The organism is Agromyces sp. NSFZ (assembly GCF_056156205.1).
In genome coordinates, this window is sequence record NZ_CM149585.1 from 1,754,116 (window position 1) to 1,775,050 (window position 20,935).

Here is a 20,935-nt window from a genome sequence, read left to right on the forward strand (position 1 = left end):
CCCGATGCCCCTCACGATCTCGGTCGTCGTGCCCTCGTACAACGACGCCGCCATGCTCGAGCAGTGCCTCGACGCGCTCGCGAAGCAGACCCGGCCCGCCGACGAGATCGTCGTCGTCGACAACTGCTCGACCGATGCCACCGCCGACGTCGCGCGCGCGGCCGGTGCGCGCGTCGTGAGCGAGCCCGTACAGGGGATTCCGGGGGCCACCGCCGCGGGCTTCGACGCCGCGGTGGGCGACGTGCTCGGCCGTCTCGACGCCGATTCGATCCCGCCGACCGACTGGGTCGAGCGCGTCGAGCACGCCTTCACCGATGACGCGGGCCTCGATGCGCTCTCGGGGCCCGGCCGGTTCTACGGCGGAGGCGCGTTCGCCCGGTGGTACGCGGAACGCGTGCACATGCCGATGTACTACCGCTTCGCCGCGTGGCTGCTCGGGCACGGCGTGCTCTACGGCTCGAACCTCGCGATCCGCGCGTCCGCCTGGCGCGTCCTCCGCGAGGTCGTGCACCGCGATCGAGCGGACGTGGCCGACGATCTCGACCTCACGATCAACCTCCAGCCCGGCATGGGCGTGCGCTTCGATCCGACGCTCGTCGTGGGGGTTTCGGCACGGCCGTTCCGGAGCGTGGCCCGGAACAACGCGGCCGTGCGGATGGCACGCGACACCGCCCTCGTCAACCACCGCGAGCGGTCGTTCCTCGCCCGCAGGAGGGACTGGGTCGCGAGCCGTCGGGCTAGGTGACCGGGCCGGTCCACTTCTCGCCGGGGCCCTTCCCTACGGGATCGGCGATGACGGATGCCTCGCGGAACGCGAGCTGCAGCGAACGCAGGCCGTCGCGGAGCGAGCGCGCATGCACGTCGCTGATCTCGGGAGCCCCGGCCGTGATGAGCCCGGCGAGCGCGTTGATGAGCTTGCGCGCCTCGTCGAGGTCGAGCTGCTCCTCGGGATCGTCGGCGAGGCCGACCTTCACGGCCGCGGCGCTCATGAGGTGCACGGCGGCGGTCGTGATGATCTCGACGGCCGGGACCTCGGCGATGTCGCGGGTTGCGCCCGCGACGGTGGACTCGTCTGAACTGTTGCTCACAGACATCCTCTGTTAGACTACTGCGGGCCCGGGGCCAGTCCCCGGTACGAAAGTGGAGTTCCTCCCACCCGCGCATACCGCTTCATCAAGGTTACCGGGTCGATCGCCCTCCGCTTCCACGTCGCTGAGCAGCCAGCACAGTGCGGGAAGTAGACAGGGGGCCGTAGTGCCGCACGGTGTGAGTCCGTGCGAGCCTGCGTGGATCTTCCGCTCTCGTCGACGGGCGGCATCCGCCTCCCGTTCGAGCAACAGCTTGAGTAGAGGAGTACACGCATCAGCGATCCCCGTACCAATGACCGTATCCGCGTTCCCGAGGTCCGCCTCGTGGGTCCTGGCGGAGAGCAGGTCGGCGTCGTGAAGATCGAGGTGGCCCTGCGGCTCGCGCAGGAGGCCGATCTCGACCTCGTCGAGGTCGCGCCCAACTCGAAGCCGCCGGTCGCCAAGATCATGGACTACGGCAAGTACAAGTACGAGGCTGCGCAGAAGGCGAAAGAGGCCCGGCGCAACCAGGCGAACACGATCCTCAAGGAGGTTCGGTTCCGCCTCAAGATCGACAAGCACGACTACGAGACCAAGATGAAGCGCGCCGTCGGCTTCCTGAAGTCCGGCGACAAGGTGAAGGCGATGATCCTCTTCCGCGGGCGCGAGCAGTCGCGCCCCGAGATGGGCGTCCGCCTCCTGCAGCGCTTCGCGGAGGACGTGGCGGAGTTCGGCACGGTCGAGCACAACCCCACGATCGACGGCCGCAACATGGTCATGGTCATCGCGCCCCTCAAGAACAAGTCCGAGGCCAAGGCCGAGGCGAATGCACAGCGTGCTGCGGCGAAGGCCCGGCCGGCGGCGGATGCCGCGGGCGAGGCCCAGGCGCAGACGGCCGAAGCCACCGAGGCCTAGGCCAAGCACCCCCGTCCGCCACCCCGTGGCGGCAGAACCAAGGAGATACACGAGATGCCGAAGCAGAAGACCCACTCCGGGTCCAAGAAGCGCTTCAAGATCACCGGCAGCGGCAAGATCCGGAAGCAGCAGGCCGGTATGCGCCACAACCTCGAGGGCAAGTCCTCGGTGCGCACCCGCCGCCTGAACCAGGACAAGGTGCTGTCGGCTCCCGACGCCAAGGTCGTCAAGAAGCTTCTCGGCCGCTGAGCCGCGAGACCCGTTAAGGAAGAAACAGAGTCATGGCAAGAGTGAAGAGGGCGGTCAACGCCCACAAGAAGCGCCGGGTGATCCTCGAGCGCGCCGAGGGCTACCGCGGCCAGCGTTCGCGTCTCTACCGCAAGGCGAAGGAGCAGGTCACCCACTCCCTCGTCTACGCGTACCGCGACCGTCGTCAGAAGAAGGGCGACTTCCGTCGCCTCTGGATCCAGCGCATCAACGCGGCATCCCGCCAGAACGGCCTCACCTACAACCGCTTCATCCAGGGCCTCGGCCTCGCGGGCATCGAGGTCGACCGTCGCATCCTCGCCGAGCTCGCCGTGAACGAGCCCGCGACGTTCGCCGCCCTCGTCGAGACCGCCAAGCAGGCGCTCCCCGCCGACACGTCGGCCCCGAAGAGCGCGGCGTAGACACCCAGCCCTGAACGGCCCGGCACCCGCTGTCTGAACGCAGCAGCGTGCCGGGCCGTTCGCCGTCCCGCCCATAGACTGGCCGCATGCTCGAGAACCCGAGGTCCCCGCGCGTCCGGGCGGTCGCGAAGCTGGCCAAGAAGGCGGCGCGCAGCGAGAGCGGGCTCTTCCTGCTCGAGGGCCCGCAAGCCGTCGCCGAGGCGCTCACGTTCCGGCCGCAGCTCGTGATCGAGCTCTACGCCACGCCGACGGCGCTCGATCGGTACACCGACATCGCGCAGACCGCCGTGGATGCGGGCGTCGATGTCGAGTTCGTCAGCGAGGGCGTGCTCGATGCCATGGCCGACACGGTCACCCCGCAGGGCTTCGTCGCCGTGTGCCACCAGTTCCCCACGGCGGTGAAGGATGTCTTCGCCGCCGCCCCGAAGCTCGTCGCCATCCTCGAGGAGGTCCGCGATCCCGGGAACGCCGGCACCATCATCAGGGCAGCGGATGCCGCGGGCGCCGATGCGGTGATCTTCTCGGGACGCACCGTCGACCTCTACAACCCGAAGGTCGTGCGCTCGTCGACCGGCTCGATCTTCCATCTCCCCGTCGCCGTCGGAGCAAGCCTCGAGGACGTGCTCGAGCGCGCCCGCGCGGCAGGCCTCACGGTGCTCGCCGCCGACGTCAAGGGCGAGGACCTGCTGACCGCGCGGAACGACGGGGGGCTCGCGCGTCCGACGGCCTGGCTGTTCGGCAACGAGGCGAGGGGGCTCCCCGACGAGCAGCTCGCGCTCGCCGATCGCGTCGTCACCGTGCCGATCTACGGACACGCCGAATCGATGAACCTCGCGACCGCGGCATCCGTCTGCCTGTACGAGAGCGCCTTCGCGCAGCGCAGTGCGGGTCACGAATAGGTAACCCACCGCGGCGCGCCTTGGCGCGCGGCCTCGTTGCGCCCTAGTTTTGGGGTATGGAGCCAACCCAGCCGGCGGCCGCGACGTCGAACATCTCAGTGCGCCGCGGCGAACCCCTCGTGGTCATCGACCACGTCGACAAGCACTTCGGCGATCTGCACGTGCTGAACGACATCAACACCGTCGTCAATCGCGGCGAGGTGGTCGTGGTGATCGGGCCGAGCGGTTCCGGCAAGTCGACCCTGTGCCGTGCGATCAACCGCCTCGAGACGATCGACTCGGGCACCATCAGCATCGACGGGCAGCGGCTTCCCGAAGAGGGTGCCGCGCTCGCGAAGCTCCGCGCCGACGTCGGCATGGTGTTCCAGTCGTTCAACCTGTTCGCCCACAAGACCGTGCTGGAGAACGTCACGCTCGCCCCGATCCGGGTGAAGCGGATGTCGCGCAAGGACGCCGATGCGAAGGCGATGGAGCTCCTCGAGCGCGTGGGTGTCGCGAACCAGGCCAAGAAGATGCCGGCCCAGCTCTCGGGCGGTCAGCAACAACGTGTCGCCATCGCCCGCTCGCTCGCCATGAACCCGAAGCTCATCCTCATGGACGAGCCCACCAGCGCCCTCGATCCCGAGATGATCAACGAGGTGCTCGACGTCATGGTCGGCCTCGCCGAACAGGGCATGACCATGATCGTCGTCACCCACGAGATGGGCTTCGCCCGCAAGGCCGCAGACCGGGTGCTGTTCATGGCCGACGGGAAGATCGTCGAGGAGGCGACGCCCGCCGACTTCTTCGACCACCCGAAGTCCGACCGTGCGAAGGACTTCCTCTCGAAGATCCTCGAGCACTAGACCTGCGCTGCCACGAGCGGCGAGGAATCACCCAACAGGAAGAGGCAGAGACATGACACGCATGAGAATCGCACTCGCCGCGGCCGCGGCGGCGTCGGCGCTCGTCCTCGCCGGCTGTGCCGGCGGAGGCGGCGATGAGGCGGAGGAGCCGACCGAGGAGGCGGCCCCCACGTTCGAGGCCGGCACCACGATGGCCGAGCTCTCCGAAGCCGGCAAGATCACGGTCGGCACGAAGTTCGACCAGCCCCTGTTCGGTCTCGTCGGCCCGTCGGGCGTGCCCGAGGGCTTCGACGTCGAGATCGCGAAGATCATCGTCAGCGAGCTCGGCATCTCCGAGGACAACATCGAGTGGGTCGAGACCGTCTCGGCCAACCGCGAGCCGTTCATCGAGAACGGCCAGGTCGACATCGTCGTGGCGACGTACACGATCAACGACAAGCGCAAGGAGGTCGTCTCCTTCGCGGGTCCGTACTACATGGCGGGCCAGTCGATCCTCGTGCTCGCCGACAACGACGACATCGAGAGCGAAGACGACCTCGTCGGCCAGCCGGTCTGCTCGGTCACGGGCTCCACGCCGGCCGCCAAGCTGGCCGAGATCGGCGCTGAGCCGGTGCTCACCGACACCTACACGAACTGCCTCGAGCCGCTGCGCAGCGGTCAGGTGGTCGCGGTGTCGACCGACAACGTGATCCTCGCGGGCCTCGCCGCCCAGAACGAGGGAGAGTTCAAGGTCGTCGGCGAGCCGTTCACCGAGGAGCCCTACGGCATCGGCCTCGCGAAGGACGACACCGACTTCCGCATGTGGATCAACGACGTGCTCGAGGCGGCCTACGAGGACGGCCGCTACGAGGAGGCATGGAACTCGACGGCCGGCGAGATCCTGCCGTTCGTCGAACCGCCGACGCCCGACCGTTACTGATCGGCTCCCGGGCCCGGGCGGTGCAGCACCGCCCGGGCCCAACCCCCTCTGACCGGAAGGACGTGCGTGGACGCCGTCATCGAGAACCTGCCGACGTATTGGCGCGGCTTCAGCATGACGCTGCTGCTGCTCGGCGTGAGCGGCGTCTCGGCCCTCGTGCTCGGCACGATCATCGCCTCCATGCGCATCTCGCCGGTGGCTTCGCTGCGCGGGTTCGCCACCGTCTACACCGAGCTCGTGCGCAACACGCCGCTCACCCTCGTGCTGTTCTTCTGCGCGATCATCCTGCCCTACCTGGGTTCCCGCCTCGAGTACTCCGTCGCCGCGATGATCGGTCTCTCGGTCTACACCTCGCCGTTCGTGGCCGAGGCGCTCCGGTCGGGCATCAACGGCGTGCCCGTCGGGCAGGCCGAGGCCGCACGGAGCGTGGGGCTCGGATTCGGCCAGACCGTCAGCCTGATCGTGCTGCCGCAGGCGTTCCGCATGACGATCCCGCCCCTGATCAACGTGTTCATCGCGCTCACGAAGAACACCTCGGTCGCCGGCGGCTTCTTCGTCTTCGAGCTGTTCGCCGCCACCCGCGAGCTCGCGAACGCGAACGGCGACGCCGTCATCGCCATCCTCCTCGGCGCGGCGACCCTCTATCTCGTCATCACGATTCCCCTGGGCCTGATCGCCGGCCGACTCGAGCGAAAGTGGGTGGTGCAGCGATGAGCGGCTCGAGCGTCCTGTTCGACGTCCCCGGACCGAAGGCGCGACGCGTCTCCCTGATCTCGTCGGTCATCGCCGGCGTGCTGATCCTCGCGGGACTCGCGTGGATCGCGCTCACGCTCGCCGCCCCGCGCGAGAGCGGCGGCATCACGCTGCCGGGCTACTTCGACCCGAGCCGGTGGGACATCTTCGCCGATCCCGAGGTCTGGTCGTTCATCATCTTCCAGGGAGTCTGGGGAACCCTCAGCGCCGCGCTCACCGCGTCGGTCCTGGCGATCGCACTCGGCATCGTGCTCTCACTGCTGCGCAGCTCGGAGGTCGCCTGGATCCGGGTGCCCACGACGGTCGTCCTGGAGTTCCTGCGCGGCATGCCCGTGCTGCTCATGATGCTGTTCATCCTCCTCGTGGCGTCGACGGGCGCGTTCTGGGCGGTCGTCCTCGCGCTCACGCTCTACAACGGTGCGCTCATCGGCGAGGCGCTGCGGGCCGGTCTGGCCGCGCTGCCGAGGGGCCAGCGCGAGGCGGGCCTCAGCCTCGGCATGCGCCCCATGCAGTCGAAGATGCTCGTCGAGTTCCCGCAGGCCTTCCGGCAGATGCTGCCGATCATCGTCGCCCAACTCGTGGTGCTGCTGAAGGACACCTCGCTCGGCTACATCGTCGGCTACGCCGAGCTGCTGCGGATCAACATGAACAACCTCGCGAGCTTCTACGGCAACCGGTACCTGTTCTCGCTGTTCGTGGTCACCCTCGCGCTGTACCTCATCATGAACCTCTCCCTCTCCTGGTTCGCGCGGTGGCTGTCGCGGCGCACCGCGTCGAAGTCGTCGGGGCGGCAGCTGCCACCCGACGACGCGACGCAGGCGATCCTCGTGGCCCAGGCGTCCGCTGCGGCAAGCCAGTCGGATGCCGCGACCGGCGGCCCGCTCCGCTGACCGACCCGCGACGCAGGCACGAAACGAGCACCCCGGGCAGCGCTAGACTCGTTGTTCGTGTCCGAGCCCCTCGAAATCACCGAGCATGCCGTCGAAGCGGCCGTCGCTGCCGCCCTCGCGGCGATCGCCTCGGCCGCCGACTCCGCCGCCCTGAAGACCGTCCGCACCGAGCACACCGGTGAGAAGTCGGCCCTCGCGCAGCTGAACGCGCAGCTGCGCAACGTCCCGAACGACCAGAAGGCCGCGCTCGGCAAGCTCGTGGGCGGAGCCCGCGGGCGCGTCAACCAGGCGTTCGCCGCGCGCGAGGCCGAGATCGTCGAGGCCGAGGCCGCGGCGCAGCTCGAGGCCGAGACGGTGGATGTCACGGCGGTACCCTCGCGGTACCGGGCCGGCTCGCGGCATCCGCTCACCCTCCTGCAAGACCGCGTCAGCGACGTGTTCACCGGCATGGGCTGGGAGATCGCCGAGGGGCCCGAGGTCGAGAGCGAGTGGTTCAACTTCGACGCGCTGAACTTCGACGCCGATCACCCGGCGCGCGCGATGCAGGACACGTTCTTCGTCGACCCGCCCGAGTCCCACCTCGTGCTGCGCACACACACGAGCCCGGTGCAGATCCGCTCGATGCTCGAGCGCGACCTGCCGCTCTACGTGCTCGCGCCGGGCCGCGTGTACCGCACCGACGAGTTCGATGCCACGCACCTGCCCGTGTTCATGCAGTTCGAGGGCGTCGCCGTCGACAAGGGCCTCACGATGGCCCACCTCAAGGGCACGCTCGACCACTTCGTGAAGTCGATCTTCGGCGACGAGGCGAAGATCCGCCTGCGTCCGAGCTTCTTCCCGTTCACCGAGCCGAGCGCCGAGCTCGACTTCTGGCACCCGACCTTCAAGGGCGGCGCGCGTTGGATCGAGTGGGGCGGCTGCGGCATGATGCACCCCAACGTGCTGAAGGCCGCCGGAATCGACCCCGAGGTCTACACGGGCTTCGCCTTCGGCATGGGCATCGAGCGCGGGCTGATGCTCCGCAACGACGTGCAGGACATGCGCGAGATGGTCGAGGGAGACATCCGGTTCTCCCAGCAGTTCGGAATGGTGGTCTAGGGATATGCGAGTGCCACTGAGCTGGCTCGCCGAGTACGTCGAACTCGTGCCCGGCACGACCCCTGAGGAGGTGCACGCCTCGCTCGTCGAGGTGGGCCTCGAAGAGGAGGACGTGCACACCTTCGAGCTGCAGGGCCCCATCGTCGTCGGCGAGGTGCTCGAATTCGTCGAGGAGCCGCAGTCCAACGGCAAGACCATCCGCTGGTGCCAGGTGCGCGTCGCCCCCGAGGGTGAGACCGCCGCCGATGGCGGACCGGCCGTGCACGGCATCGTGTGCGGCGCCCGCAACTTCTTCCCGGGCGACAAGGTCGTCGTGACCCTGCCGGGCGCCGTGCTGCCTGGACCCTTCCCCATCGCGGCGCGCAAGACGTACGGGCACGTGTCCGACGGCATGATCGCCTCGGCGCGCGAGCTCGGCCTCGGCGACGACCACGAGGGCATCCTGCGTCTGGCGACTCTCGGCATCGACGCGCCGGTCGGCACCGACGCGATCACGCTCCTCGGGCTCGACGACGCCGCCGTCGAGATCAACGTCACGCCCGACCGCGGCTACGCGTTCTCGATCCGCGGCGTCGCGCGCGAGTACGCGCATGCCACCGGCGGGCGCTTCCGCGACCCGGTCGAGCAGTCGAGCCTCGCGGCGGTCCCTGAGCCTGTCGAAGGGGTCGCAGCCGACGCGTTCCCCGTCGAGGTTCGTGACGAGGCGCCCATCCGCGGTCGCATCGGCTCCTCGGTGTTCGCGACCCGCATCGTTCGCGGCGTCGACCCCAAGCAGCCCACCCCGCCGTGGATGGTCGCGCGGCTCAAGCTCGCAGGCATCCGCTCGATCTCGGTGCTCGTCGACATCACGAACTACGTCATGCTCGAGCTCGGCCAGCCGATCCACGGCTACGACCTCGACCGCCTGCGCGGCGGCATCGTGGTGCGTCGCGCGACGCCCGGCGAGACGATGACGACCCTCGACGGCAAGGTGCGCACGCTCCACCCCGAGGACCTCCTCATCACCGACGACCGCGGGCCGATCGGCCTGGCCGGCGTCATGGGCGGCGCCGAGACCGAGATGTCGGATGCCACGACGAACGTGCTCATCGAGGCCGCGAACTTCGACCCGGTCTCGATCGCGCGCACTGCCCGCCGGCACAAGCTCCCGAGCGAGGCGTCGAAGCGGTACGAGCGCGGCGTGGACCCGCAGATCGCCGCGGCGGCCGCGACCCGGGTCGCGCAGCTGATGGTCGACCTCGCGGGCGGCACGGCCGACCTCGGCGGCTCGCTCATCCACGAGGCGCCCGGCCGCGAGCCGATCGAGCTGCCCACCGGGTACGTCTCGGAGCTGATCGGTGTCGAGTACACCGACGACGAGGTGCACGACGCCCTGGCCGAGATCGGCGGCACCATCACCGCGACCGACACGGGCTTCGAGGTCGTGCCGCCGTCGTGGCGACCCGACCTCACGGGCAAGGCCGACCTGGCCGAGGAGGTGGCCCGCATCGCGGGGTACCACCGCATCCCGTCGGTGCTGCCCGTCGCACCCCCCGGACGTGGTCTCACGCGTTCGCAGCGCGTGCGGCGCCGGGTGGCCGACACACTCGCGGCCGCGGGTGCCACCGAGGTGCTCTCGTTCCCGTTCGCGACCGAGGCCGAGAACAGCACGTGCGGCAGCGTCGACGGCGAGCCCGTGGCATCCGTGCGCCTCGCCAACGCCCTCGACGCGAGCGCCGCCCTCATGCGCCGCTCGCTGCTGCCGGGGCTCATCGGCGCGGCGAAGCGCAACCGGTCGCGCGGTCTCAACGACCTCTCGCTGTTCGAGGTCGGACTCGTGTTCCTGCCCGAGCCGGGCCGGACCTACGGCACGCCGGGCCTGCCGATCGGCGACGCGAAGCCCAGCGACGACGAGCTCGCCGAGCTGCAGGCCGGCATCCCGCCGCAGCCGCGCCACGTGGGCATGCTGCTCGTCGGCGACGTCGTCACGAAGCAGCCGGGTCAGCCGGCCGTCGCCGCGGGGATCGTCGACGCGCTCGATGCCGTGCGCCAGATCGGGCTCGCGACGGGCGCCGAGTTCGAGTTCGTGCAGGGCTCGCACCAGGCGCTCCACCCCGGGCGCACCGCCGAGCTGCGCGTCGCGGGTCGCACGGTCGGGTATGCCGGCGAACTGCTGCCCGCGCTCGCCGAGGAGGCCGACCTGCCGCGGGTCGTCGCCGTCGTGGAGCTCGACCTCGACGCGGTCATCGAGCTCACCGACCCGGCGCTCGAGGCGCGACCCATCGGCACGTACCCTGCGGCGACGCAGGACCTTTCGCTCATGGTCGATGCGGCCGTGCCGGCCGCGTCGGTCGCCGCCGCGGTGCGCGAGGGTGCCGGAGCGCTCCTCGAAGACCTGTACCTCGTCGACGACTACCGTGGCCAGGGCATCGCCGAGGGCTCGAAGAGCCTGACATTCGCGCTCCGCTTCCGCGCGCCCGACCGCACGCTGACCGCGGCCGAGGCGAGCGAGGCGAAGCTCGCGGGCGCGGGCGTCGCGGCCGAGCGGTACGGCGCGAAGATCCGCGACTAGCCCCGGCCGTCCTTCGGCTCGTGCCGGAGAATCGGCCCTCTCACCCCTGCTCGCGAGGGATGGGGCCCATTCTCCTGCACGAGCTGGGGGTCAGCCGCCGTATCGCTCGACGAGGCGATCGAACGCGGCATCCAGCTGGGGGTCGACGACGCGGCGCGACGCGTGCTCGTCGTGCCATTCGACGATCTCGTGGGCGCCGCGCCAGAACGGGATGATCGGCCGGTACTCGGGCACGAGCGCCTTCACCTTGCGGTTGTCGAAGATCACCGAGTGCGCCTTGTCGCCGACGAGGCCGGGTCCATGCTCGGCAAGCTCCCGCGCGACCGCGTCGCTCGCCACGTGCACGGGCCGGAACTCGGCGTCGGCGGCTCGGGCGAGCTGCTCGGTGATGCGATCCCACGTGAGCACCTCGTCGCCCGTGATGTGGAAGGCCTCGCCGACGGCGCGGTCGTTGCCGAGGAGGCCCACGAACGCCACCGCGAAGTCGCGCGTGTGGGTGAGGGTCCAGAGGCTGGTGCCGTCGCCGTGCACGACGACGGGCTTGCCACGTCGCATCCGGTCGACCGCGGTCCACCCGCCGAGGATCGGCACGCTCGTGCGGTCGTACGTGTGCGAGGGGCGCACGATCGTCGCCGGGAACCCGCGCTCGCGGTAGGCGGCGACGAGCAGGTCCTCACCCGCGATCTTGTCGCGCGAGTACGCCCAGAACGGGTTCCGCAGCGGCGTCGATTCGGTGATCGGGAGTTGCGCGACGGGCTTCTGGTAGGCCGAGGCCGACGAGATGAACACGTACTGACGGCACCGTCCCTCGAAGAGCCGGATGTCGCGGGCGACCTGCGCGGGCGTGAAGGCGCGGAAGTCGACGACGACGTCGAACTCCAGATCGCCGACCGCAGCGGCGACGGATGCCGCGTCGTCGGCGTCGCCCACGAGGTGTCGTACCCCCTCGAACGGCGGTCGAGTGGTGCTGCGACCCCGGTTCAGCAGGGTGAGCTCGTACCCGCGCTGGATGGCGAGCGCGCTCGAGGCGGAGCTGATGATGCCGTTGCCGCCGATGAACAGGACGCGCAGGGCCATGGGTCGTCTCCTCGGTCGATGCCGGTGGGTGTGTCACGCCGAGCCTATGCCCGTCGGCCCCACCGGATTTTGCCGAGCGGGATCGGCTCGCTATGGTCGATGACATGTCCGCTCGGTTCGCCTCCTCCGCACGCGTCTCGCGTGTCGTCGAGCTCGGCAACCGACGTCGTGGCGCGCGCCGAATCTCGGCGACCCCTGTCGCGGTCTAGACGGGCCGGTGCGGGCGTCGCCGGAACTTCGCCTCGACCGCACAGACCCTAAGGTGGATTCATGACGTACTCCGTCGCCGTCTCCGGCGCGTCCGGCTATGCCGGAGGGGAGATCCTGCGCCTCCTCGCCGATCATCCCGACTTCGAGGTGCGCACGGTCACCGCACACCAGAACGCCGGCCAACCGCTCGTCGCCGTGCAGCCGCACCTGCGCACGTACACGCATCTCACGCTCCAGGAGACCACCGCGGCGACGCTCGCCGGCCACGACGTGGTCTTCCTCGCACTGCCGCACGGGGCATCCGGAGCCATCGCGGCCGAGCTCGACCCCGACACGCTCGTCATCGACTGCGGCGCCGACCACCGCCTCGAGGGTGCCGCCGACTGGACCGCGTTCTACGGCGGCGACCACCACGGCGCGTGGGCGTACGGCGTGCCCGAGCTGCCCCGGCTGCAGGGCACGCAGCGCGAGCGGCTCACGGGTGCGCGCCGGGTGGCCGCTCCCGGATGCAACGCCTCGACCGTGGCCCTCTCGCTCGCGCCGGGCATCCGCGCCGGCGTCATCGAGAGCCGCGACCTCGTCTCGGTGCTCGCCGTCGGCCCGTCGGGCGCCGGCAAGAGCCTCAAGGCCCACCTGCTCGGCAGCGAGATCCTCGGCTCCGCGAACCCCTACTCGGTGGGCGGCGTGCACCGGCACATCCCCGAGATCACGCAGGCCCTGCGGTGGGCCGGCGCGGCCGAACCCACGATCTCGTTCACGCCCGTCATCGTGCCGATGTCTCGGGGCATCCTTGCGACCTCGAGCGCCCGCATCGTGCCGGGCACGGATGCCGCAGCCGTCCGGGCGGCGTGGGAGGACGCGTACGCGGGGGAGCGGTTCGTGCAGCTCCTGCCCGCAGGCCAGTTCCCGCGCACCGCCGACGTGCTCGGTGCGAACACCGCGCTCATGGGGCTCGCCGTCGATGAGGCCGCGGGCCGTGTCGTCGTGGTCACCGCGGTCGACAACCTCGTGAAGGGCACCGCGGGTGCCGCCATCCAGTCCGCCAACATCGCGCTCGGCCTCGCCGAGTCCACCGGTCTTCCCGTGAACGGAGTCGCCCCGTGACCGTTACCGTCCCCGCCGGATTCGAGGCTGCGGGCATCGCCGCCGGGCTCAAGCGGTCGGGGGCGCTCGACCTCGCCGTCGTCGTGAACCGCGGCCCGTCGCACGCTGCGGCCGCCGTGTTCACCTCGAATCGCGCCAAGGCGAACCCGGTCATCTGGTCGCAGCAGGTCATCCAGGACGGCGTCGCGTCCGCGGTCGTGCTGAACTCGGGCGGCGCGAACTGCTTCACCGGCCCCGAGGGCTTCCAGGTCACGCACCGCACGGCCGAGACCGCCGCGTCGGCGCTCGGCGTCTCGGCGGGTGACGTGCTCGTCTGCTCCACCGGGCTCATCGGCGACCAGCTCGACGGCGAGATCGTCGAGGAGGGCGTGCTCTCGGCCGTCGACCGGCTCGGCGTCGACGGCGGCGAAGATGCCGCCCGCGCCATCATGACGACCGACACCAGGCCGAAGACCGTGTCGGTGCAGGTCGACGGATGGCGCATCGGCGGCATGGCCAAAGGCGCCGGGATGCTCGCGCCGGGCCTCGCCACGATGCTCGTGGTGCTCACGACCGACGCCGACCTGCCGGCGGCCGAGCTCGACGCGGCCTTGCGGCAGGCGACGCGCGTGACGTTCGATCGGCTCGACTCCGACGGCTGCATGTCGACGAACGACCAGGTCACGCTCATGGCCTCCGGCGCGTCGGGCGTGGTGCCCGATGCCGCCACGTTCACCGAGGCGCTCACGACCGCCTGCCGCGACCTCGCGCTGCAGCTGCAGGCCGACGCCGAGGGTGCGAGCCACGACATCGCCATCGAGGTGCTCGGCGCGGTCACCGAGGACGACGCCGTCGAGGTCGGCCGGTCGGTGGCCCGGAACAACCTCTTCAAGGCCGCGATCTTCGGCAACGACCCCAACTGGGGCCGCGTGCTCGCGGCGATCGGCACCACGACGGCGCCGTTCGACCCCTACCTCGTCGACGTGTCGATGAACGGGGTGCGCGTGTGCCACGCGGGCCGGCCCGACCAGCCGCGCGAACTCGTCGACCTCACGCCACGCGCGACGCACGTGCTCATCGAGCTGCATGCGGGCGAGGCATCCGCCACCATCTTCACGAACGACCTCACGCACGATTACGTGCACGAGAACAGCGCCTACGCGAGCTGAGATGACCGATCCTTCGACCCCTTCGACCCCTTCGACAAGCTCAGGGGCCGACGCCCCGACGAATCCGACTCCCGACGAGGATGCCGCCGCGATCGACGCGGCCACCGCGTCGGCCAAGGCGCAGGTGCTCATCGACTCGCTGCCGTGGCTGAAGCGCTTCCACGGCGAGACCATCGTGGTGAAGTTCGGCGGCAACGCCATGGTGAGCCCAGACCTGCAGCGCGCGTTCGCTGAAGACATGGTGTACCTCCGCTACGCCGGCATCAGGCCGGTCGTCGTGCACGGCGGTGGGCCGCAGATCTCGTCGATGCTCACCCGGCTCGGCATCGAGAGCGAGTTCCGCGGCGGCTACCGGGTGACGACGCCCGAGGCGATGGACGTCGTGCGCATGGTGCTCTCGGGACAGGTGAGCCGCGAGCTGGTGTCCCTCATCAACCAGCACGGACCGCTCGCCTCGGGCGTTTCCGGCGAGGATGCGGGCCTGTTCACCGGGCGGCGCCGCGGCGCCGTGGTCGACGGCGAGGAGGTCGACCTCGGACTCGTCGGCGACGTGGTGGCGGTGGACCCGGCCGCGGTGCTCGCCGAGGTCGAGGCCGGACGCATCCCGGTGGTCTCCTCGATCGCCCCCGACGCGGATGCCCCGGGGCAGTCGCTCAACGTCAACGCCGACTCCGCGGCGGCCGCCCTCGCGATCGCGCTCGGCGCCGCCAAGCTCGTGATCCTCACGGACGTCGCGGGCCTCTACCGCGACTGGCCGAACCGGGATTCGCTCGTCTCGGTCATCGACGTGCGCGAGCTCATCGAGCTGCTCCCGCGGCTGGAGTCGGGCATGATCCCCAAGATGACGGCGTGCCTCGAGGCGGTCGAAGGCGGCGTCGCCAAGGCCGCGATCATCGACGGCCGCATCCCGCACTCCATCCTCCTCGAGGTGTTCACGCAATCCGGCATCGGAACGGAGGTCGTTCCCGCATGACCGGGGCAACCAGTCCGACCAGCACCACCGAGTGGCAGCAGCGGTTCGACCGCCGCTTCATGCGGTCGCTCGCGATGCCGCTCGCCATGCTCGACCACGGCCGCGGAGCCCGCGTCTGGGATGCCGACGGCAACGAGTACCTCGACTTCCTCGCCGGCATCGCCGTCAACTCGCTCGGCCACGCGCATCCCGTCTTCGTCGAGGCGGTCTCGGCGCAGGCGGCACGCCTGGCGCACGTCTCCAACTACTTCACGTCGGAGCCCGCGCTCGAGCTGGCCGAGCGCGTGACGCGGCTCGCCGGAGCGGGCGACGAGGGACGTGCGTGGTTCGGCAACTCCGGCGCCGAGGCGAACGAAGCCGCCTTCAAGCTCGCTCGCCTCAACAACTCGGGCGGCGCGCGCTCGCGCGTGCTCGCCCTCGTCGACGCCTTCCACGGCCGCACCATGGGCTCGCTCGCGCTCACCGGCAAGCCGCAGATGCGCGAGGCGTTCGAGCCGCTGCCCGGCGGCGTCGAGCACATCGAGGCCACGGTCTCCGCGCTCGAGGCCGCCATCGACGACGGGGTGGCCGCCCTCTTCGTCGAGCCCATCCAGGGCGAGGCCGGAGTCGTCGAACTGCCTGCCGGTTTCCTCACCGCGGCCCGCGATCTCACACGCCGTCACGGCGCGCTGCTGATCGTCGACGAGGTCCAGACCGGCGCGGGCCGCACCGGCGACTGGTTCGGCTTCCAGCACGAGGGCATCACGCCCGACGCCATCACCATCGCGAAGGGCATCGGCGGCGGCTTCCCGATCGGCGGCCTCGTCACGTTCGGGCGCGCCTCCGCGCTGTTCTCGAAGGGCCAGCACGGCTCGACGTTCGGCGGCAACCCGCTCGCCACGTGCGTCGCGAATGCGGTCCTCGGCGAGATCGAGCGGGCTGGGCTCGTCGAGAACGCCGCCCTGCGCGGTCGGCAGCTGCGCGGCCGGGTCGAGGGGCTCGACTCGCCGCTCGTCGCCGGCATCCGCGGCCGCGGCCTGCTCCAGGGCGTCGCGCTCACCGAGCCCGTGGCCCACCAGGTGTCGGCCGCAGCCCTGCAGGCGGGGCTCATCGTCAACGCCGCCAACGACTCGACGATCCGCCTCGCCCCGCCGCTGATCATCGACGACGCCGACGTCGACGAGTTCGCCGAGCGCTTCACGCGCGCGCTCGACGCCGTCGCCGCCACGCTCTGACCTCGCACCGATCCCCATGAATGGAATCGCATGACCCGCCACTTCCTCCGTGACGATGACATCACGCCCGCCGAGCAGGCCGAGATCCTCGACCTCGCCGAACGTCTGAAGCGGGACCGCTGGGCCGTGAAGCCGCTCGCCGGGCCGCAGACGGTCGCGGTGATCTTCGACAAGTCGTCGACGCGCACCCGCGTGTCGTTCGCGGTCGGCATCGCCGACCTCGGCGGTTCACCGCTCATCATCTCCACCGCGTCGAGCCAGCTCGGCGGCAAGGAGACGCCGAGCGACACGGCGCGGGTGCTCGAGCGCATGGTCTCCGCGATCGTGTGGCGCACCTACGGGCAGGCGGGCCTCGAGGAGATGGCGGCGGGCACGACGGTACCCGTCGTGAACGCGCTGTCCGACGACTTCCACCCGTGCCAGCTGCTCGCCGACCTCCTGACCATCCGCGAGCACAAGGGCCGGCTCGCCGGGCTCACCGTCACCTTCCTCGGCGACGGCGCCTCGAACATGGCGCAGTCCTACGTGCTCGCCGGCGCGACCGCCGGCATGCACGTACGGGTCGCCTCGCCCGAGGAGTTCGCGCCCGCGGCATCCGTCGTCGACGACGCCGACCGCATCGCCGCTACCACCGGCGGTTCGGTGACGCTCTACACGGATGCGGCGGAGGCCACCGCGGGCGCCGACGTCGTGGTCACCGACACGTGGGTGTCGATGGGCAAGGAGGACGAGAAGGCGCACCGCGTGGCGACCTTCGGCGCCTACCGTGTGGATCGCGAACTCATGTCGCTCGCGGCATCCGACGCCGTGTTCATGCACTGCCTGCCCGCCGACCGCGGCTACGAGGTCACGGCCGACGTCATCGACGGCGAGCAGTCGATCATCTGGGACGAGGCCGAGAACCGGCTTCACGCGCAGAAGGCGCTGCTCGTCTGGCTGCTCGAACGGAAGGACGCGTGATGTCCGACGAGCACGGCACCAACGAGGGTGCGCTCTGGGGCGCCCGGTTCGCCAGCGGCCCGTCGCCCGAGCTCGCCCGTCTCTCGAAGTCGACGCACTTCGACTGGCAGCTCGCGCCGTACGATCTCGCGGGTTCACGGGCGCACGCCAGAGCGCTGGCCGCGGCGGGCTACCTCGACGACCGCGAGCTCGTCGCGATGCTGGAAGGCCTCGAGGTGCTCGAGACGCGCGTGGACGCGGGCGACGTCACCGCGTCGGAGTCCGACGAGGACGTCCACGGGGCGCTCGAGGCGGCCCTCATCACCATCGTCGGCCCCGAGCTCGGCGGCAAGCTCCGGGCCGGCCGCAGCCGCAACGACCAGATCGCGACGCTCGTGCGGCTCTACCTGAAGGATCATGCCGCCACCATCGGCCAGCAGCTCGTGCACCTCATCGACGCGCTCGCAGCCCAGGCCGACGACCACCGGACCGCCGTGATGCCGGGGCGCACCCATCTGCAGCACGCGCAGCCGGTGCTGCTCGCGCATCACCTCCTCGCACACGCGTGGGCGCTCTCGCGTGATCTCGAGCGGCTCGTCGACTGGACGAAGCGAGCGGATGTCTCGCCGTACGGCGGGGGAGCCCTCGCGGGATCCACGCTCGGCCTCGACGCGGCATCCGTCGCTCGCGACCTCGGTCTCGCCGCGCCGGCCGAGAACTCCATCGACGGCACGGCCAGCCGCGACGTCGTCGCGGAGTTCGCGTTCGTGGCGGCCATGATCGGCATCGACCTCTCGCGCATCGCCGAGGAGGTCATCCTGTGGAACACACGCGAGTTCGGCTTCGTCACGCTCGACGACGGCTACTCGACGGGCTCGTCGATCATGCCGCAGAAGAAGAACCCCGACATCGCCGAGCTCGCACGCGGCAAGTCGGGCCGGCTCATCGGCAATCTCACCGGCCTGCTCGCCACGCTGAAGGCGCTCCCGCTCGCGTACAACCGCGACCTGCAGGAGGACAAGGAACCGGTCTTCGACTCCGTCGAGACGCTCGAGGTGCTGCTGCCGGCGTTCACGGGCATGATCGCGACGCTCACCTTCCACACCGAGCGCATGGCCGAGCTCGCGCCGGCCGGGTTCTCGCTGGCGACGGATGTCGCGGAGTGGCTCGTGAAGCGCCGGGTGCCGTTCCGCGATGCCCACGAGATCACGGGTGCGCTCGTGCGCTACGCCGAGGAACACGGACTCGAGCTCGACCAGGTCGGCGATGCGGCGCTCGCCGCCGTCTCGCCGCACCTCACACCCGACGTGCGCGAGGTGCTCACGGTCGAGGGTTCGGTCGCGAGCCGCGACGGCATCGGCGGAACGGCTCCCGTGCGCGTCGACGAGCAGTTCGCCCGGCTCACCGACCGGGTGCGGCACCTCGTCAAGGGACTGCCGGGGGCGAAGCCCTGACCGGGTCCGGTTCGAAGTCCGGATCCGACCGGCTCATCACGGTCGGGCGCGACTACTTCGCGCGCGACCCCGTCGAGCTCGGCCCGCTGCTGCTCGGCGCCGTGCTCTCGTACGAGAACCACGAGGGACGCGTCGCCGTGCGGCTCTCCGAGGTCGAGGCGTACCGGGGCGCCGGCGAAGACCCCGGCTCGCACTCGTTCCGCGGCAAGACGCGGCGCAACGCGGTCATGTGGGGCGAGGCCGCGCACCTCTACGCGTATTTCACCTACGGCATGCACACCTGCCTCAACATCGTGGCGGGGCATCCGGGCTCCTCGGCCGGAGTGCTGCTGCGCGGCGGCACCATCGTGGAGGGCATCGAGCTCGCCCGGGTGCGTCGGGCCGGGGCATCCGATCGCGATCTCGCACGCGGACCGGCCCGGCTCGCGGTGGCCATGGGGGTGCCGCTCTCGGCCGGCGGGTCGGACCTGCTCGCGCACCCGTTCTCACTGTCGGTCGCCGCCCGACCCGTGCCGTTCGAGCAGGGGCCGCGCACCGGCATCAGCGGGCCGGGCGGGGGAGCGGCCTTCCCGTGGCGGTTCTGGATCCCGGGCGATCCCGGGGTCTCGCCGTACCGGCGTCACGCGCGGTCGCACGACTGAGGGCGGCCCCTTTTCCCGGTGGCGGCCCGAATTCGGGATGTCGCATTTCGCGGCGGCCCCTTGTCGTGTTGGCGGCCCGAACTCGGGCCGCCACCCCGACCGTCGGCCGCCACCGCGGGCCACCGGCCGCGTCAGCGCAGCGCGAGGTGCACGACGAGCGCCGCGGCGCACGCCCAGATCAGGCTCGCGAACGTGCCGATGATGAACCGCTCGCGTGCCTCGGGCGCCTCGAGTTCGGTGAACCGTCCGACGCCCTTGACGGCGACGACGATGGCGAGTGCCTCGGGGAAGCCGGCGATGATGGCGCCGGCCGACGCGATGCGCTCGAGCACGCCGATCGTGAGCCCGCCGCGCAGCACCTCGCGTCGGGTGCCCGTGGTCACGCCCTTGCGCTGTTCGTCTGCAGTCGGGCGCTCGGTCACGATGATGCCGCCGTGCAGGCCGGGTGCGACGCTGCCCATCGCGAGCCGGAGGGCGGTGGCCGCGGCGGGACTCCCGCCGAAGACGGCGGCGATGAACGCGAGCACCGTCACGAGCGGCGCGAACCCCATGCGCGCCGGCGCGTCGAGCGTCGCCGCGGCCATGAGCGCGATCACCATCGCGCCCGCGGCGAACCAGAGGTAGGCGGCGCGGGGTCGCAGGAACGCCAGCACCGAGAGGGTGGCCGTCGCGACGAGCGAGATCAGCAATGCCGACCAGGAGAGGGCTTCGGCGACGGCGGCGAGGTTCACGGGGCTCCTTCCGGGCACGGCCTGCGCGGCCGAGGCTTCGAGCAGTGTAGCGAGCGAGTCCCGGGCGGCGCGATCAGTCGTGTGCGGCGCGTTCGGAATCCGCGTCGAGCCGCTCCAGCACTCGCACGAGCGCCGGACGGGCGTCCTCCTCGGCACGCCACATGGCCGCCTTGAGCCGGGCGCTCACCGCCGCCGCGCTCACGTCGAGGAGCGCCGCCGCCTCCTTCTGCTGGTGGCCCGCGCGCATGAGCTCGACGACCTCCCAGCCGTGGTCGGTGCGCCGGTCGCGGAGGAGCACGAGCAGGCGCAGGAGCGCCTCGGCGTCGGCGGCGCCCGTTGCGAGTTCGGGTGAGCCCGAGCGGAGTGCGAAGCGCCCGTCTGCGCGCTTGGCCGCGTCGACCGCCTCGCGTGCCGCGATGAAGGCGGGACCGGTGGCCTTTCGAACGGCATCAGGAAGGGGCATCCGGATGCCGCCGACCCCGAGGCCGACACTCCACGACCCCGTGCGGGTGGTGTCGAGCACGATTCCCAGCGCGGCTTCGGCTGAGGCCGTGAGGAGCTGGATCTCGTCGCCGGCCGTCTGGTCGGCCGGCAGGGCGAGCGACGTGCCGTGTGCCGTGGTGAGTTGCTCGACGAGGTCCCCGGTGCGGTCGGCGTCGCGACGGCTGCCCACCTGGTCGGCCGTGATGACGAACATCGGATGCCTCCTGACACGAGCCCTGCTCCTACATCAAGGCTACGCATTGAATCTGAGTAGATCAATGGTGCAGGCTTCATACCCGAGACTCAAGGTTGCAGCGTAAACGATCGAGCCGGGCTCCGCTGGTACCCTTGCTGGC

At 70.7% G+C, this 20,935-nt stretch carries 22 protein-coding genes; 18 read left to right on the forward strand and 4 right to left on the reverse strand.

All coding sequences use genetic code 11. The features are described from left to right. Window positions 1–4: 4 nt before the first annotated feature. On the forward strand, window positions 5–745 hold the full coding sequence (locus ACVFI9_RS08265) for a glycosyltransferase family 2 protein (protein WP_474765688.1): 741 nt from the start codon (window positions 5–7) through the stop codon (window positions 743–745). Here ACVFI9_RS08265 and ACVFI9_RS08270 read toward each other — a convergent pair. Beyond that, window positions 738–1,088 (reverse strand): DUF1844 domain-containing protein, encoded by a 351-nt coding sequence (locus tag ACVFI9_RS08270; RefSeq protein ID WP_474765690.1) that lies wholly within the window; start codon window positions 1,086–1,088, stop codon window positions 738–740. The genes ACVFI9_RS08265 and ACVFI9_RS08270 overlap by 8 nt on opposite strands. A gap of 273 nt (window positions 1,089–1,361) precedes the next feature. Here ACVFI9_RS08270 and infC point away from each other — a divergent pair, with 273 nt between their 5' ends. From infC to pheT, 10 genes are all read left to right on the forward strand, one after another. Then, window positions 1,362–1,982, forward strand: coding sequence for a translation initiation factor IF-3 (gene infC / locus ACVFI9_RS08275; RefSeq protein WP_474766209.1), 621 nt, complete (start codon window positions 1,362–1,364; stop codon window positions 1,980–1,982). Window positions 1,983–2,036: 54 nt separating this feature from the next. Then, the gene (rpmI, locus tag ACVFI9_RS08280; RefSeq protein WP_360515429.1) at window positions 2,037–2,231 is read left to right on the forward strand and encodes a 50S ribosomal protein L35; all 195 of its coding nucleotides are present in this window, start codon (window positions 2,037–2,039) and stop codon (window positions 2,229–2,231) included. Between the two features lie 32 nt (window positions 2,232–2,263). Further along, window positions 2,264–2,650, forward strand: a complete 387-nt coding sequence (rplT, locus tag ACVFI9_RS08285; protein ID WP_136709855.1) for a 50S ribosomal protein L20 — start codon at window positions 2,264–2,266, stop codon at window positions 2,648–2,650. A gap of 86 nt (window positions 2,651–2,736) precedes the next feature. After that, window positions 2,737–3,549, forward strand: coding sequence for a TrmH family RNA methyltransferase (locus ACVFI9_RS08290; RefSeq protein WP_474765692.1), 813 nt, complete (start codon window positions 2,737–2,739; stop codon window positions 3,547–3,549). 56 nt (window positions 3,550–3,605) lie between these two features. After that, window positions 3,606–4,394, forward strand: coding sequence for an amino acid ABC transporter ATP-binding protein (locus ACVFI9_RS08295; protein ID WP_474765694.1), 789 nt, complete (start codon window positions 3,606–3,608; stop codon window positions 4,392–4,394). A gap of 52 nt (window positions 4,395–4,446) precedes the next feature. Next, complete coding sequence (locus ACVFI9_RS08300; protein WP_474765695.1) at window positions 4,447–5,313, forward strand: glutamate ABC transporter substrate-binding protein; 867 nt, start codon at window positions 4,447–4,449, stop codon at window positions 5,311–5,313. Window positions 5,314–5,379: 66 nt separating this feature from the next. Next, window positions 5,380–6,027 (forward strand): amino acid ABC transporter permease, encoded by a 648-nt coding sequence (locus ACVFI9_RS08305; protein ID WP_474765696.1) that lies wholly within the window; start codon window positions 5,380–5,382, stop codon window positions 6,025–6,027. Next, window positions 6,024–6,956, forward strand: coding sequence for an amino acid ABC transporter permease (locus tag ACVFI9_RS08310; protein ID WP_474765697.1), 933 nt, complete (start codon window positions 6,024–6,026; stop codon window positions 6,954–6,956). Before ACVFI9_RS08305 ends, ACVFI9_RS08310 begins: the two co-directional genes overlap by 4 nt. A gap of 57 nt (window positions 6,957–7,013) precedes the next feature. Next, window positions 7,014–8,054: a phenylalanine--tRNA ligase subunit alpha gene (gene pheS / locus ACVFI9_RS08315; protein WP_474765699.1), complete on the forward strand. Its 1,041-nt coding sequence runs from the start codon at window positions 7,014–7,016 to the stop codon at window positions 8,052–8,054. A 4-nt stretch (window positions 8,055–8,058) separates the two neighbouring features. Beyond that, the gene (pheT, locus tag ACVFI9_RS08320; RefSeq protein ID WP_474765700.1) at window positions 8,059–10,605 is read left to right on the forward strand and encodes a phenylalanine--tRNA ligase subunit beta; all 2,547 of its coding nucleotides are present in this window, start codon (window positions 8,059–8,061) and stop codon (window positions 10,603–10,605) included. A 90-nt stretch (window positions 10,606–10,695) separates the two neighbouring features. On the opposite strand, the gene ACVFI9_RS08325 is transcribed toward pheT, so the two are convergent. After that, window positions 10,696–11,682, reverse strand: a complete 987-nt coding sequence (locus ACVFI9_RS08325) for an NAD-dependent epimerase/dehydratase family protein (protein WP_474765702.1) — start codon at window positions 11,680–11,682, stop codon at window positions 10,696–10,698. Between the two features lie 270 nt (window positions 11,683–11,952). Between ACVFI9_RS08325 and argC the strand changes: the two genes are divergently transcribed. From argC to ACVFI9_RS08360, 7 genes are all read left to right on the forward strand, one after another. Further along, window positions 11,953–12,996 (forward strand): N-acetyl-gamma-glutamyl-phosphate reductase, encoded by a 1,044-nt coding sequence (gene argC / locus ACVFI9_RS08330; RefSeq protein ID WP_474765704.1) that lies wholly within the window; start codon window positions 11,953–11,955, stop codon window positions 12,994–12,996. Then, window positions 12,993–14,144, forward strand: coding sequence for a bifunctional glutamate N-acetyltransferase/amino-acid acetyltransferase ArgJ (gene argJ, locus ACVFI9_RS08335; RefSeq protein ID WP_474765705.1), 1,152 nt, complete (start codon window positions 12,993–12,995; stop codon window positions 14,142–14,144). The genes argC and argJ overlap by 4 nt, the downstream gene beginning before the upstream one ends. A gap of 1 nt (window position 14,145) precedes the next feature. Continuing rightward, window positions 14,146–15,117: an acetylglutamate kinase gene (gene argB, locus ACVFI9_RS08340; RefSeq protein ID WP_474765706.1), complete on the forward strand. Its 972-nt coding sequence runs from the start codon at window positions 14,146–14,148 to the stop codon at window positions 15,115–15,117. Beyond that, entirely contained in the window at window positions 15,114–16,331 is a 1,218-nt protein-coding gene (locus tag ACVFI9_RS08345; protein ID WP_474765708.1) for an acetylornithine transaminase, read from the forward strand. Before argB ends, ACVFI9_RS08345 begins: the two co-directional genes overlap by 4 nt. Before the next feature lie 30 nt (window positions 16,332–16,361). Continuing rightward, the gene (gene argF, locus ACVFI9_RS08350; protein ID WP_474765709.1) at window positions 16,362–17,291 is read left to right on the forward strand and encodes an ornithine carbamoyltransferase; all 930 of its coding nucleotides are present in this window, start codon (window positions 16,362–16,364) and stop codon (window positions 17,289–17,291) included. Further along, window positions 17,291–18,724, forward strand: coding sequence for an argininosuccinate lyase (gene argH / locus ACVFI9_RS08355; RefSeq protein ID WP_474765711.1), 1,434 nt, complete (start codon window positions 17,291–17,293; stop codon window positions 18,722–18,724). The genes argF and argH overlap by 1 nt, the downstream gene beginning before the upstream one ends. Window positions 18,725–18,825: 101 nt before the next feature. Then, window positions 18,826–19,365 (forward strand): DNA-3-methyladenine glycosylase, encoded by a 540-nt coding sequence (locus ACVFI9_RS08360; protein WP_474765712.1) that lies wholly within the window; start codon window positions 18,826–18,828, stop codon window positions 19,363–19,365. Window positions 19,366–19,496: 131 nt separating this feature from the next. Here ACVFI9_RS08360 and ACVFI9_RS08365 read toward each other — a convergent pair whose 3' ends face one another. Together ACVFI9_RS08365 and ACVFI9_RS08370 are read right to left on the reverse strand one after the other, a co-directional pair. Further along, window positions 19,497–20,096, reverse strand: coding sequence for a hypothetical protein (locus tag ACVFI9_RS08365; RefSeq protein WP_474765713.1), 600 nt, complete (start codon window positions 20,094–20,096; stop codon window positions 19,497–19,499). Between the two features lie 73 nt (window positions 20,097–20,169). Next, window positions 20,170–20,793, reverse strand: coding sequence for a DNA-binding protein (locus tag ACVFI9_RS08370; RefSeq protein WP_474765715.1), 624 nt, complete (start codon window positions 20,791–20,793; stop codon window positions 20,170–20,172). Window positions 20,794–20,935 lie beyond the last annotated feature (142 nt).

Bases quoted from the DNA above. Each gene is read 5' to 3' on its own strand.
- ACVFI9_RS08265 (WP_474765688.1), top strand. From the start codon at position 5: ATGCCCCTCACGATCTCGGTCGTCGTGCCCTCGTACAACGACGCCGCC.
- rpmI (WP_360515429.1), top strand. From the start codon at position 2,037: ATGCCGAAGCAGAAGACCCACTCCGGGTCCAAGAAGCGCTTCAAGATC.
- rplT (WP_136709855.1), top strand. From the start codon at position 2,264: ATGGCAAGAGTGAAGAGGGCGGTCAACGCCCACAAGAAGCGCCGGGTG.
- ACVFI9_RS08290 (WP_474765692.1), top strand. From the start codon at position 2,737: ATGCTCGAGAACCCGAGGTCCCCGCGCGTCCGGGCGGTCGCGAAGCTG.
- ACVFI9_RS08295 (WP_474765694.1), top strand. From the start codon at position 3,606: ATGGAGCCAACCCAGCCGGCGGCCGCGACGTCGAACATCTCAGTGCGC.
- ACVFI9_RS08300 (WP_474765695.1), top strand. From the start codon at position 4,447: ATGACACGCATGAGAATCGCACTCGCCGCGGCCGCGGCGGCGTCGGCG.
- ACVFI9_RS08310 (WP_474765697.1), top strand. From the start codon at position 6,024: ATGAGCGGCTCGAGCGTCCTGTTCGACGTCCCCGGACCGAAGGCGCGA.
- pheT (WP_474765700.1), top strand. From the start codon at position 8,059: ATGCGAGTGCCACTGAGCTGGCTCGCCGAGTACGTCGAACTCGTGCCC.
- ACVFI9_RS08325 (WP_474765702.1), bottom strand. From the start codon at position 11,682: ATGGCCCTGCGCGTCCTGTTCATCGGCGGCAACGGCATCATCAGCTCC.
- argC (WP_474765704.1), top strand. From the start codon at position 11,953: ATGACGTACTCCGTCGCCGTCTCCGGCGCGTCCGGCTATGCCGGAGGG.
- argB (WP_474765706.1), top strand. From the start codon at position 14,146: ATGACCGATCCTTCGACCCCTTCGACCCCTTCGACAAGCTCAGGGGCC.
- ACVFI9_RS08345 (WP_474765708.1), top strand. From the start codon at position 15,114: ATGACCGGGGCAACCAGTCCGACCAGCACCACCGAGTGGCAGCAGCGG.
- argF (WP_474765709.1), top strand. From the start codon at position 16,362: ATGACCCGCCACTTCCTCCGTGACGATGACATCACGCCCGCCGAGCAG.
- argH (WP_474765711.1), top strand. From the start codon at position 17,291: ATGTCCGACGAGCACGGCACCAACGAGGGTGCGCTCTGGGGCGCCCGG.
- ACVFI9_RS08370 (WP_474765715.1), bottom strand. From the start codon at position 20,793: ATGTTCGTCATCACGGCCGACCAGGTGGGCAGCCGTCGCGACGCCGAC.